The organism is Streptomyces sp. NPDC059874, from assembly GCF_042731135.1.
Classification (GTDB): domain Bacteria; phylum Actinomycetota; class Actinomycetes; order Streptomycetales; family Streptomycetaceae; genus Streptomyces.
The window spans coordinates 1-11,910 of sequence record NZ_JBHWJY010000139.1; the positions used below are offsets into that span (position 1 = coordinate 1).

An 11,910-nucleotide genomic window follows, 5' to 3' on the forward strand; every position below is an offset into this window, starting at 1 on the left:
CACCTGCCAAGTGCGCGAGGACGAGGAGATGCTCCGGCGGGGCACCGCCCCAACCCGGGTCGGTCCCGGCCCAGGAAAATCCAGCCTCGCCGGCGCTTGAGGCGCGGGGTCCGGGGCGGAGCCCCGGCAACGAAGCCGCCCCGAGCAGGCCGATCCCGGCCAAGGAAAATCCAGCCTCGCCGGCGTTTGAGGCGCGGGGTCCGGGGCGGAGCCCCGGCAGCAGCGCCACGCCAACCGGGCCGGTCCCGGCCAAGGGGCAACCGCGCCCCGCCGGGAGGCGAACGGCCGCACCGGAACGGAACGCAACGGAGAAGGGACGTCATGCTCGACCACCTGATCAAGGGCGCCACCGTCGTGGACGGCACCGGCGCCCCCGCCCGCGTCGCAGACGTCGGCATACGCGACGGCCGCATCGTCGCCATCGGCACCGTCACGGAAGAGGCCCGGACCAGCGAGGACGCCACCGGGCTGGTCCTCACCCCCGGGTTCATCGACCCCCACACGCACTACGACGCCCAGCTCTTCTGGGACCCGTACGCCACCCCCTCCATGAACCACGGCGTCACCACCGTCGCCGGCGGCAACTGCGGCTTCACCCTGGCCCCGCTCAACCCGGACCGTCCCGAGGACGCCGACTACACGCGCCGCATGATGAGCAAGGTCGAAGGCATGGCCCTCAAGGCTCTGGAGGAGGGCGTCGACTGGAGCTGGTCCACCTTCGGCGAGTACCTCGACGCGCTCGACGGCCGGATCGCCGTCAACGCCGGGTTCATGGTCGGCCACTGCGCCCTGCGACGCCACGTCATGGGCGAGGACGCCGTCGGCGGTCAGCCGACCCCCGAGCAGATGCAGCAGATGCTCGACCTCCTCCACGACGCCATGAACGCCGGAGCCTGGGGCCTGTCCACCACCCAGTCCTCCACCCACTCCGACGGCGCCGGCGCCCCCGTGGCCTCCCGGCACGCCAAGCCGGAAGAGCTGCTCGCGCTCTCCCGCGCCGTCGCCGAACACGAAGGCACCCAGCTCGAAGCGATCGTCGCGGGCTGCCTCGACCAGTTCGCGGACGAGGAGATCGACCTCTTCGTCGAGATGAGCGCGGCCGCGGGCAGGCCCCTGAACTGGAACGTCCTCACCATCGACGCCTCCGTACCCGAGCGGGTCCCGCGCCAGCTGATCCCCAGCGAGCGCGCCCGCAAGGCCGGCGGCCGGATCGTCGCGCTGACCATGCCGATCCTCACCCCCATGAACATGTCCCTCGGCACCTTCTGCGCGCTCAACCTGATCCCCGGCTGGGGCGAGATCCTGGGCCTGCCCGTCCCCGAGCGGATCGCCAAGCTCCGCGACGCGGACGTACGGGCCGAGATGCTGCGCCGCGCCGACAGCAAGGAAGCCGGGGTCTTCCGCCGCCTCGCCAACTTCGGGCGCTACGTCATCGGCGACACGTACAGCAGGGAGAACGAGGGCCTCTCCGGCCGGGTCGTGAACGACATCGCCGCCGAGCGCGGCCAGGACGCGTTCCAGTGCCTGGTCGAGATATGCGCGAACGACGACCTGCGCACGGTGCTCTGGCCCATGCCCAGCGACAACGACCCGGCGACCTGGGCCCTGCGCGCCGAGACCTGGCAGCACGAGGACGTCATGCTCGGCGGCTCCGACGCCGGCGCGCACCTGGACCGCATGTGCGGCGCCCCGTACACGACCCGCTTCCTCGGGGACTGCCTGCGCGGCCGCAAGCTGGTGCCGCTGGAGCAGGCGGTACGGATGCTCACCGACGACCCGGCCCAGCTGTTCGGGCTGCGCGAGCGCGGCCGGATCACCGAGGGCTACCACGCGGACCTGGTCCTCTTCGACCCGGAGCGCATCGAGGCCGGCCCGGCGACCCTCGTCCACGACCTGCCCGGCGACAGCCCGCGGTTGGACTCCCGGGCCATCGGCGTCATCTCCGTACGGGTCAACGGCGTGGAGACCATCCGCGACGACGAGGTGACGGGGGCCGTGCCGGGCATCGTGCTCAGGTCGGGCCGGGACACGAGGACGGTGAGTACGCGATGAGCAAACTCTTCATCGGCGGCGAGTGGGTGGAGCCCGAGGGCGGCCACTACGAGGTGGTCAACCCGGCGGACGAATCCGTCGTCGGGCTCGCCCCCGAGGCCTCGCGCGGGCAGGTCGCGGAGGCGACCCGGGCCGCTGCCGAGGCCTTCGAGAGCTGGTCCCGTACGACGCCCGAGGCGCGCGCGGCGATCCTCGACCGGGCCGCGGACATCATGCAGCGGGAGTTCGAGCCGTGGGCGGCCCTCGCCCAGGCCGAGACGGGCGCCCCGACCGGGATCGCGCGCGGCATGCAGGTCGGCGTCGGGGTCACCCGCTTCCGGCGGTACGCGAAGGGCGCCCTGGAACCGGTCGAGCGCGGGCTGCCGCCGCAGGTCACGGAAGCCGGCCCGATGGGTAAGGCGAGCATCCTGGGCGCTCTGGAAGTGCGCCAGCCGGTCGGCGTGGTCACCTGCATCACCTCCTACAACAACCCGTGGGCGAACCCGGCGGGCAAGGTGGCCCCGGCCCTGGCCATGGGCAACACGGTGGTGGTCAAGCCGGCCCCGCAGGACCCGCTGTCGGTGTTCAAGATGGCCGAGGCGCTCGCGGAGGCCGGGGTGCCGGCGGGCGTGGTCAACGTGGTGAACGGGCAGTCGGTGGAGGTCGGCGAGGCCGCCGTGGACTCCCCGTACGTGGACATGGTGTCCTTCACCGGTTCCACGGGGGTCGGTCAGCGCATCGCGGAGGTCTGCGGCCGCACGATGAAGCGGCAGCTGATGGAGCTGGGCGGCAAGGGCGCGGCGATCGTCTTCGAGGACGCGGACCTGGACGCGGCGATGATGGGCATCGGGACCACCTTCTCCTTCTACTCCGGGCAGATCTGCACGGCCCCGACCCGGGTGATCGTCCACCGGGCGGTCTACGACCAGCTGATCGAGAAGCTCACCGGCTACCTGGCCTTCATGAAGGTCGGCGACCCGAGGGCGCAGGGCACGGTGGTGGGCCCGGTGATCTCGGCCGCGCACCGCGACCGCGTGGAGTCGTACGTCGAGCTCGGCAAGAAGGAGGGCGCGCGCCTCGCGTACGGCGGGGAGCGCCCGGGGGTGGGGGACGCGGGCAAGGGCTTCTACGTGGCCCCGACCCTGCTCGTGGACTGCACGAACGACATGCGGGTGGTCCGCGAGGAGATCTTCGGGCCGGTCGTCGTGGTCGTCCCCTTCGACGGGGACGAGGAGGAGGCGATCCGGCTGGCCAACGACAGCGACTTCGGCCTGCTGAGCTACGTGTGGTCCGGGGACTCGGCGCGCGCGTTCCGCGTGGCGCGGCGGCTGCGGGCGGGCGGGGTCGGCGTGAACACCATCGGGCGGAACATGGAGGCGCCGTTCGGCGGCTTCAAGCGCAGCGGAGTCGGGCGCGACGTGGGCTCGTACGCCCTGCACGCGTACAGCGAGATGCAGTCGATCGTCTGGACGGGCTGAGGCACCGCGGCCGGCCGGCCCGGGGAACGTCCCCGGGCCGGCCGTTCCTACGTGTCCACGCCCGGCTGTGACCAGCTGTAGCCGAGGGATTTCGCGAGCTTGCCGCTGCCCCGCGCGAGCGGGGCGAAGCCCTTGGGATCGGATTGGGCGATCCGTTCCAGTGCGGCGGCCGCCCGCTCCTGCGGCGGGCTGCCGTCGTCGGGCAGGCGCCAGTCGAAGTACAGCCGCAGCGGGTCGCCGTGCGGGTCCTTCGCGCCGTCCGGGGGCGTGAACACCAGCCGCACGACCGTGGTGTGGGGCTCCCGATGGTCGGTGGAGAGCCAGACGGGTGACAGGTCCCAGCGTCCCAGCAGGTCGGGCTGCTCCCGCAGGCCCGCCGAGATCAGCCGTGCGGTGCGGCGGGCCGGCCAGCACCAGGAGTGGTCCAGCTCGGCGCGCTCGACCTCGGCGTCGTAGGCGGCCGCGTCGAAGCGGTACTCGGGCGGCGGCGGGCCCACCGCCCCCCGCCAGTCGCCCCACACCACCTCGGCGCCGTCCCGGCGGATCGTCACGTACAGCGCGCCGCAGCACCCTTCGGCGCAGTACGCCTCGGCGAGCTGCACCTCCCGCGGCTCCGGTCCGGCGCGCAGGCCGCCGTCGTCGACCAGGTACTCGGGAGCGTTGCCCGAGCCGCTGCGGAACAGCGAGGGCAGCAGCGGGAGTCCGTCGACAAGGAGGCGGGTCTCTACGGCGGACGAGTCCACCTCGGTCTGGACGGGCGCCACCTGCAGGGTCGGTGGCCCTCCGGGGGAGGCCGCGGCCGGCGGGCGGGCGAACGGCAGGCGCGCGTGGCGCCGGATCCAGTCCGCCAGGAGCGGGGGCCCGCCCTCCGCCCTTTCGGACAGGGTCCCTTCGAGAGCGTCGAGCAGGGCTTGCCGGCTGCCGGGACCCCAGTCGAGGAGGGCGGCGGGGCCGCTGTGCAGGTCGAGGGCGGTGGAGAGCAGCAGCGCGTGCAGGTCGGGGGTCGGTGGCAGCCGGTCCGCGTGTGCGAGCAGCAGCGTGTACACGAGTACGGCGGGGCCGTACGCGAGGATCTCCGTCCGGTCGTCGGGTTGCCGGCACATCCCCTGCAGCAACCGCATCGCCACGCGGGCCAGTTCCGGGTCCCCGGGGTGGGCCCGCAGCAGACCGTGCAGGTCGGTGGCTTCGGCGAGCCGGCGGGGGCGTTCCGAGAGCACGGTGTCGGGGAGCGAGAGCAGTGCCGTGCGGGTGTGCTCGGGGCCACCGGTGGCCGCCGCCGCGAGCAGGGCCCGCTCCGGGTCGGAGCTGATCCGGCCGCGGAGCTCCAGCAGGGCGGCGGCCTGCCGGTCGAGGGGGTCGAGGGCCGCGGACGCGGCGGTGGCCAGGCCCCGCAGCATGCCGAGGGCCTTCAGGTGCGGCACGTCCTCCGCCTCGCCGAGGCGGATCAGCAGGGCCATGCCGACGGTCACGGCCGCGGCCGAGGTGCCGGTGCGGACCAGGTGCCGGGCGGTCCGCCGGGCCGCGTCCCCGTCTTCCGGGACGAGCCGTGCCACGTGCGCGCGCAGGGTGCGGTGGGGCATCGCCAGGGCGACCGTCTGCCGGTGGACGGCCTCGGCGGCCCGTACGGGGTCGGGGTCGCCCAGCAGGGGCACGAGTGCGGCGGTCACCTTCCGGTGCGCCTCCTGCCACCGCAGGCGGGGAGGGGAGGGCTCGGGCGGGTGCCCGTCGGGCAGCGGGTAACCGTTGAACGGGATCCGCTCTTCCGGCTCGATGCCGTGGCGGAAGAGGGCGTAGTCGTACAGGGAGGGGCCGGTGGTGAGCGGCGGGCGCTCGTCGCGGGCGCTCACCGGGCGGGGTGGGACTCGATTCCGTAGGTCATGACCGGCAGCATGCCGCAGTGATCATCCGGCGTCCAGCGAGAAAACGGCCTCGCCGCGGACCCGGCCGTTGATCTGGAGCTGCACCAGGTGCTCGCCCGAGTGGTAGCGGCGGGTGGTGATCGGCTTGAAGGAGTGCCGCTTGGTGCCGGTGAGGGTCTCGCCGGCGGACAGTGCGCGGGTGACGAGCTTGAAGACCTTCGGGGTGCGGGTGCCGTTCGCCTTCGTGTGGTGCACGACGTAGTCGACCACCAGCTCGGCCGGGAGCGTGCCGGTGTTGGTGACGGCGTAGTCGAAGACGAGGTACTCGCCGACCGCGACCCGCGGGGTGGTCACCACCGGCCCGCGCACGCCGACCGGAACGTCCGGGGCGTGACCGAGCAGGGTCAGCGCCTCGGGCCTGCCCGCCTTGATCAGGGTGCGCAGTCCGTGCCGTACGACGCGGTTCGTCGTGGCCTCGGGCCGGGCCAGCCAGCGGGCGGCGGTTTCGACGGCGAGGTCGGGGTGGTCGCGGCTGATGTCGTTGAGGTGGTTGGAGACGGAGCGGCGGACGTATTCGGATTCGTCGCGGTAGAGGGCGTCCAGTACGGGCAGGGCCGGGCGCGGGTCGGTGATGAAGGCGGGCAGCTGCGGGGCCCACGGCAGCCGGGGCCGGGTGCCCTCACTGGCGAGGCGGCGTACGTGCGGGTCCGGGTCGGCGGTCCACTGCTGTACGACGGCCAGGGCGCGGGCCGGGTCGGCGCGCAGGAAGGGCCGTACGGCGGATTCGGCGGTGAGCCGGGAGGTGAGGTCGTGCAGCAGCGCCAGCCCGGGCTCGAACACCTCCAGCCCGCGGACGGCGACGGCCTCGTTGACGGGGAAGGTCATCCATCCGTCGAAGGCGGGGTCCGCCAGGGCCCCGCGTACGACGGCCTCGAAGCCGGGCCAGTCTGCGGGGAGGTCGGTGAGCACGGCGTCGCGGACGGCGGCGACGCGGCCGCTGTACGTCAGTCCGTCGAGCGCGTCGGCGCGTGCGCGCAGGGCGGGCGCGGACCGGCGGCCGCCCGCACGGGCGAGCAGTCGGGCGAGGGTGGTGACGGTTTCCGCGCTGAGGAGCTCATCGGCCGTGGGCATGGGAACAGTTTTGCGGATGACGTGCCGGTTCGGGCCGGTTCCGCACGGCGTGGTGGTCACCGCGCCCCGCCGGGAGTGACCGCGGTCACACGGGAAAGTTTGAAACCGCCCAAAAGGGACATGGCTGCGGTTTCCGTATGACGGAACCGGCTGTCCGGCGCCTGTCGAACCCTGGATGGATGCCAGAGTGAACCTTGTATTGCATGCTCGTGAACACTCTTGATCTGGCGATTCAAAGGGATTTGGGCTCCACAGGATCCGGACCAAAGCCCTCCAGATGTGGAATGCGCAGCATCTAACGTCCTGACTCATGACTCAGCTGGACGTTCGGCCCCAGGCCGGAGACACGGTAAGCGGCGCGGCCCAGGGCGAGGGCGACGTACGCGGCAAGGGCCTCGGCAAGGGGTCCGTCGGACTGGTGGGCAGTGCCGTCATCGGCATCTCCACCGTCGCCCCCGTCTACTGCCTGACCTCGACCCTCGGCTCCACGGCCGGTGAGGTCGGCGTCCAGATGCCGGCGGTCTTCCTCGCCGGCTTCCTCCCGATGCTCCTGGTCGCCTTCGCGTACCGCGAGCTCAACAAGGCCATGCCGGACTGCGGCACCTCCTTCACCTGGACCGTCAAGGCCTTCGGCCCGCGGATCGGCTGGATGTGCGGCTGGGGCCTGGTGATCGCCACGATCATCGTGCTCTCCAACCTGGCCGGCGTCGCCACCTCGTACTTCTGGCTGTTGGCCGGCGAGATCACGGGCAATCCGTCGATCGCGGCCCTGGACGACAACAAGCTCGTCCACATCGCCACCTGCCTCACCCTGATCGCCGTCGCGACCGCCATCAGCTACCGCGGCATGACGGCCACCAAGGGCGTCCAGTACGCGCTGGTCGGCCTCCAGCTCGTGGTGCTCGCCATCTTCGTCGCCATGGCCTTCCAGAAGGCCTCCGCCGGCACCTTCGACACCGGCCTGGACTTCTCCTGGTCCTGGATGAACCCCTTCGCGGTCGAGTCCATGGCGGCCTTCACCGCCGGTCTCTCCCTCTCGATCTTCATGTACTGGGGCTGGGACGCGTGCCTGGCCACCAACGAGGAGACCACCGGCTCCGCCAAGACCCCGGGCCGCGCCTCGCTCATCGCGATGGTCGTCCTGGTCGGCTCGTACCTGGCCACCGGCATCGCCGCCCAGATGGCCGTCGGCGCGGGCGACAAGGGCCTCGGCCTCGGCAACCCGGACACCTCCGACAACGTCTTCGCGGCCCTCGCCGGCCCGGTGATGGGCCCGATGCTCGGCGTCCTGCTCTTCGTCGCCGTCCTGGCCTCCGCCGCCGCGTCCCTGCAGACCACCTTCATCCCGGTGGCCCGCACGGTCCTCGCCATGTCGACGTACGAGGCGCTGCCGCCCTCTTACGCCAAGGTCCACCCGAAGTTCAAGACCCCGGGCCGCGCCACCGTCATGGCGGGCGTCGCCACCGGCACGTTCTACACGATCATGACCCTGGTCAGCGAGAACGTCCTCACGGACACGATCTTCGCCCTCGGCCTGATGATCTGCTTCTACTACTCGCTGACGGCCTTCGCCTGCGCCTGGTACTTCCGCCGCGACCTGCGCCGCTCCGCCCGAGACCTGTTCTTCAAGGGCGTCTTCCCGGTCCTGGGCGGCCTGCTGCTGGCCGAGGTCTTCCGCCGGACCCTCTTCGACATGTGGGACCCGGCCTACGGCTCCGGCTCCACCGTCCTCGGCGTCGGCAGCGTCTTCATCATCGGCGTCGGCCTGCTGGCCCTCGGCCTGGTCATCATGTTCGTCACCGAACGCCGCAGCCCGGCCTTCTTCCGCGGCGAGGTCCTGACGAAGTCCACCCCGGCCCTGGTGGTCGAGGACTGACCTCCCGCCCCCACTGCCGAGTCATCCCCCCGAGTCATCCTCGCGGCCCCGGATCGATCCCCTCGATCCGGGGCCGCGGGCGTTGCCGGGCTGACGCCGCAGTGACCCCGGATGCGGGAGGGTCGTTGGGTGGGGCATGAATGCCATGAAGCGCACCCTCTCCGCCCTGGTCCTCACCGGCGGCGCCGCCCTCGCACTCACCCCCGTCGCCGCCCACGCCGACCAGTCGCCCATCCCGGGGCCCCCGATCACCCAGCGCGTCGGCGAGATCGTCAAGCACCCCGAGCAGGCCGTGGAGGACACGAAGACGGCCGTGGGCGTGACGGCCGCGGTCGCCGGGTCGGCCGCGAAGGCCACGGACAGCTCCCTGGCCGGTGCGGGCTCCGCCATGGACGCGGGCCTGCCCAAGACCCCGAAGGTCGGCTGAACCCGCCTCAGTCGGTACGGGTGACCAGCACCAGCGGGATCTCACGGGCCGTCGCCTCCCGGTAGTCGGCGTACGAGGGCATCGCGGCCACCACCACCGGCCACAGCCGCTCCGCCTCGGCCGGGGTGGCTCGGCGGGCGGTCGCCGGGAAGGTCTCGGCGCCGACCTGAAGGGTCACGGCCGGGTCGGCGGCCAGGTTCAGGTACCAGGCCGGGTGGCGGTCGCCGCCCCTGTTGGAGGCGGTGAGGACGTAGGCGTCCCCGGCCCGGACGTAGGCCAGCGCCGTGCGGCGGAGCACCCCCGACCTCCGGCCCCGCGTGGTCAGCAGCAGGTCCGAGAACCCCGGCCGGGGCTGTCCGGCGGTCTCCTCGAAGCGCCGGATGTGCTCGGCGACCCAGGGGTTCGGGCTGTCGGTCACGGCGTGGGTGGCGGTCATGCCGGCCCCACCCCGGCGTGGACCGCGTGCAGGGTCGGGGCGGTGGCCTCGTCCACCACGGCCCGGGCGAAGTCGGCGTGCGTGATCCGGCTCGCCGCGTCCGCCGGGGCGAAGGCGTGGCCGCCGGCCGGGGCGCCGTCGGGGTCGAAATCCCCCGCCGGGGACAGCACCGCCCAGTCCAGGCCCTCGGGCGCGGCCGCCCGCAGCGCGTCGGTGCCGGCGCCGTGGCCGAGGTAGAACTCCCGCCACTCCTGCGGATACCCCGGCGTGTCCATCAGCGGCGCCCCCGACTCCGTCGGTAGCACGGAGGCCAGCCCGACCCCGACCAGCCGCCCGACCCCGGCCTCAGGCAGCCCGGCCGCCAGCGCGCGTGCCACCGCCGGGAAGTACGCCCCCGGCTCCGCCTGCATGTCGTACACCGAGACCACCGCCGCATCGTGCCCGGCCGCCAGCCGCGCCACGTCCGCCGCCGAGGTGACGTCCCCCTCGGCGCGGCCCGCCTCGGTGACCTGGTGGCCCCGCGCCCGCGCCTCGGCGACGACGGCCCGGCCGACGCGGCCGCGGGCGCCGAACACGATGATCCTGCTGCTGTTTCCGCTCGTGATGTTCATGGCCGCGAGCGTAGGAGAGGGGCTGGTTACCGATCGGATACCGGCCTACCGTGTGGATCATGAGCGACCTGCTGTCCGTACCGCCCGTGGCGCCCGTACCGCCCGTGGCGCCCGTGGCGCCCGTGGTGCCCGTACCGCCCGGGGAACCGTTGGACCCCGAGATGTTCGACCCCGTCTGCCCGTCGCCGCTGGTCCCGTTCCGGATCGGCGACAAGTGGGCCACGCTGATCCTGCGCTGCCTGGAGGGCGGGCCCCGCCGCTTCTCGGAGCTCAAGGTCCCGCTGCGCGGCATCACCTCGAAGTCCCTGACGCAGTCCCTGCGCGGGCTGGAGCGTGACGGCTTCGTCGTACGGGAGGAGTACGAGGGCCCCGAGCGCCGCGTCGAATACGCCCTCACCCCGCTCGGCCGGGGCCTCCTGGGCCCGCTGGACGCGGCCTGCGAGTGGACGCGGGAACACTGGGACGAGCTGATCGACGCCCAGGAGGCGGGGTTGGAAGCGGGGCGGTAGGCGGGCTGGAGGCGGGGCAGGAGGCGGGGGGCGTCAGGGGCAGGGCCGTCCGGGGCAGCCGCTCGTTGAGCAGTGCATGATCCTCTGGCTGCTCAACCACCTCAGCACTTTCGTCATCGCCGTCTTCCTCGTCGGCGGTGTCACCGGCCTCGCCGTCCTCGGTAGCCTGGCCGCCCGCCGCCGCTTCCCGCACCTCGCCGCCGGCGACCACAACGAGATGGTCGGCGTCGCGCTCGGCATGTTCGGCGCGATCTACGGCATCATCCTCGCGTTCGTCGTCGTCACGCTCTGGACGCAGTTGGAGAACACCCAGAACATCGTCGCCACCGAGGCGACGGACCTGGCGTTGGTCGTACGCAGCGCAGACGCCTTCCCCCCGGCCGACCGCGCCCGGGTGAACCAGGCGGTGGGAGCGTACGCGCACGCCGTCGTCGAGAAGCAGTGGCCGCTGATGCGCGAGGGCCGGCCGAGCTACGACGCGACCGCGCCGCAGACCCGCGCCCTGTACGAGGCCCTCCAGGCGTACGAACCGAGCGGCCCCCGCGCCGAGACCTTCTACGCCGAGGCGGTCACCCGCGTCAACGACGTCGCCGCACAGCGCCGGGCGCGCATCTCGATGGCCGAGACCTCGCTGCCGATCCTGCTGCAAGTGCTGGTGTACGGGGGCGCGCTGGTGATCCTCCCGCTCACTTTCCTGTTCGGGCTGCGCAGCCTGAAGATGCAGCTGCTGTTCGTATCGGCGGTGGCCGGGCTGATCGGCTTCAGCCTGCTGCTGGTGGTGGCCCTGGACCGCCCCTTCGCGGGGGACCTGAGCGTGCGCCCGGATCCCTACAAAGAGGCGGCCCTGTCCCAGTTCTGGGCGGCGGGCGAGTAAGTACTCAGCCCCAATTGCGGGAACACAACACGAGCCGGTAGCCGTCGGGGTCCTCGACGGTGACGCCCCACTCGTCCCAGTACGGGTTGTGCGAGGCCACACGCTTCCCGCCGTGCTCGACGAGGCGCTCGACGAGGGTCTCGTCGGGCGCCTCGCCGAGGTAGACCACGAACAGGTCGTCGACGGTGGGGGAGGGCGCGATCGGATTGTCGGCGTCATGCGTCAGCTCGAAGTGCCACCCGCCTGCGGCGGGCCCGACCATCAGCAGGTCGTGCGCGCCGGGCTCACTCTTGGCGCTCCGCCACACCACGTCCAGCCCGAGCCCGTCGACGTAGAAGCGCTCGGCGGCCTTGAGGTCGAGGGAGGGCCGGGCGACGCGGATGTGGGTACGTGAAGTGATCATGTGGGCAGCGTACGACGGGGGAGGGCGGGGTGGGCAGGTGCGGGGTGGGGAGGTGCGGGGCGGGAGGTACGGGGTTGCGGGCGTGCGGGGGCTTTGGCTGTGCGGGGTGGTGGGGTTGGGCGGTGGGGCGGGGCTGGACAGTCCTGTACGGCGGGGGCTTCGGGTAGCGGCATCCGAGCCGGGCGGAATCAGAGAAGCCTTGGGGGTTTCCCGTCAGTCTCATCGTCCTTCCGTGTCGGGCCGGCCTGTCAAGGGCGCTCCTTCGTCGCGTCGCT

The 11,910-nt window shown here is 72.6% G+C and carries 10 protein-coding genes and 1 pseudogene; 6 read left to right on the forward strand and 5 right to left on the reverse strand.

Going from position 1 to position 11,910, the window contains the following annotated elements; all coding sequences use genetic code 11:
- Positions 1 to 306: 306 nt before the first annotated feature.
- Positions 307 to 2,052, forward strand: a pseudogene (locus tag ACFV9H_RS40015) (amidohydrolase family protein); the annotation flags it as partial.
- Entirely contained in the window at positions 2,049 to 3,509 is a 1,461-nt protein-coding gene (locus tag ACFV9H_RS40020) for an aldehyde dehydrogenase family protein (protein WP_385408682.1), read from the forward strand. The pseudogene ACFV9H_RS40015 and the gene ACFV9H_RS40020, both read left to right, overlap by 4 nt.
- Positions 3,510 to 3,556: 47 nt before the next feature.
- Here ACFV9H_RS40020 and ACFV9H_RS40025 read toward each other — a convergent pair whose 3' ends face one another.
- Positions 3,557 to 5,356 (reverse strand): hypothetical protein, encoded by a 1,800-nt coding sequence (locus ACFV9H_RS40025; RefSeq protein ID WP_385408683.1) that lies wholly within the window; start codon positions 5,354 to 5,356, stop codon positions 3,557 to 3,559.
- A gap of 54 nt (positions 5,357 to 5,410) precedes the next feature.
- Complete coding sequence (locus tag ACFV9H_RS40030; RefSeq protein ID WP_385408685.1) at positions 5,411 to 6,499, reverse strand: DNA alkylation repair protein; 1,089 nt, start codon at positions 6,497 to 6,499, stop codon at positions 5,411 to 5,413.
- 310 nt (positions 6,500 to 6,809) lie between these two features.
- Between ACFV9H_RS40030 and ACFV9H_RS40035 the strand changes: the two genes are divergently transcribed.
- Both ACFV9H_RS40035 and ACFV9H_RS40040 read left to right on the forward strand, forming a co-directional pair.
- Entirely contained in the window at positions 6,810 to 8,375 is a 1,566-nt protein-coding gene (locus tag ACFV9H_RS40035) for an APC family permease (RefSeq protein ID WP_385408686.1), read from the forward strand.
- Between the two features lie 136 nt (positions 8,376 to 8,511).
- Positions 8,512 to 8,802: a hypothetical protein gene (locus ACFV9H_RS40040; RefSeq protein ID WP_385408688.1), complete on the forward strand. Its 291-nt coding sequence runs from the start codon at positions 8,512 to 8,514 to the stop codon at positions 8,800 to 8,802.
- 7 nt (positions 8,803 to 8,809) lie between these two features.
- Here the strand turns inward: ACFV9H_RS40040 and ACFV9H_RS40045 are convergent, their stop codons facing one another.
- Both ACFV9H_RS40045 and ACFV9H_RS40050 read right to left on the reverse strand, forming a co-directional pair.
- A complete protein-coding gene (locus tag ACFV9H_RS40045) occupies positions 8,810 to 9,238 on the reverse strand; it encodes a nitroreductase family deazaflavin-dependent oxidoreductase (RefSeq protein ID WP_385408690.1) in 429 nt (142 codons plus the stop codon).
- Positions 9,235 to 9,849, reverse strand: a complete 615-nt coding sequence (locus tag ACFV9H_RS40050) for an NAD(P)-dependent oxidoreductase (protein ID WP_385408692.1) — start codon at positions 9,847 to 9,849, stop codon at positions 9,235 to 9,237. The genes ACFV9H_RS40045 and ACFV9H_RS40050 overlap by 4 nt, the downstream gene beginning before the upstream one ends.
- 161 nt (positions 9,850 to 10,010) lie before the next feature.
- Here ACFV9H_RS40050 and ACFV9H_RS40055 point away from each other — a divergent pair, with 161 nt between their 5' ends.
- The gene (locus ACFV9H_RS40055; RefSeq protein ID WP_385408698.1) at positions 10,011 to 10,358 is read left to right on the forward strand and encodes a winged helix-turn-helix transcriptional regulator; all 348 of its coding nucleotides are present in this window, start codon (positions 10,011 to 10,013) and stop codon (positions 10,356 to 10,358) included.
- Positions 10,359 to 10,434: 76 nt separating this feature from the next.
- The gene (locus tag ACFV9H_RS40060) at positions 10,435 to 11,232 is read left to right on the forward strand and encodes a DUF4239 domain-containing protein (protein WP_385408694.1); all 798 of its coding nucleotides are present in this window, start codon (positions 10,435 to 10,437) and stop codon (positions 11,230 to 11,232) included.
- Between the two features lie 4 nt (positions 11,233 to 11,236).
- Here the strand turns inward: ACFV9H_RS40060 and ACFV9H_RS40065 are convergent, their stop codons facing one another.
- Complete coding sequence (locus tag ACFV9H_RS40065; RefSeq protein WP_385408696.1) at positions 11,237 to 11,635, reverse strand: VOC family protein; 399 nt, start codon at positions 11,633 to 11,635, stop codon at positions 11,237 to 11,239.
- Positions 11,636 to 11,910 lie beyond the last annotated feature (275 nt).

Excerpts from the sequence above, each read along its gene's own strand:
- ACFV9H_RS40020 (WP_385408682.1), top strand. The coding sequence starts at position 2,049 with ATGAGCAAACTCTTCATCGGCGGCGAGTGGGTGGAGCCCGAGGGCGGC.
- ACFV9H_RS40030 (WP_385408685.1), bottom strand. The coding sequence starts at position 6,499 with ATGCCCACGGCCGATGAGCTCCTCAGCGCGGAAACCGTCACCACCCTC.
- ACFV9H_RS40035 (WP_385408686.1), top strand. The coding sequence starts at position 6,810 with ATGACTCAGCTGGACGTTCGGCCCCAGGCCGGAGACACGGTAAGCGGC.
- ACFV9H_RS40040 (WP_385408688.1), top strand. The coding sequence starts at position 8,512 with ATGAATGCCATGAAGCGCACCCTCTCCGCCCTGGTCCTCACCGGCGGC.
- ACFV9H_RS40045 (WP_385408690.1), bottom strand. The coding sequence starts at position 9,238 with ATGACCGCCACCCACGCCGTGACCGACAGCCCGAACCCCTGGGTCGCC.
- ACFV9H_RS40050 (WP_385408692.1), bottom strand. The coding sequence starts at position 9,849 with ATGAACATCACGAGCGGAAACAGCAGCAGGATCATCGTGTTCGGCGCC.
- ACFV9H_RS40055 (WP_385408698.1), top strand. The coding sequence starts at position 10,011 with ATGTTCGACCCCGTCTGCCCGTCGCCGCTGGTCCCGTTCCGGATCGGC.
- ACFV9H_RS40060 (WP_385408694.1), top strand. The coding sequence starts at position 10,435 with ATGATCCTCTGGCTGCTCAACCACCTCAGCACTTTCGTCATCGCCGTC.
- ACFV9H_RS40065 (WP_385408696.1), bottom strand. The coding sequence starts at position 11,635 with ATGATCACTTCACGTACCCACATCCGCGTCGCCCGGCCCTCCCTCGAC.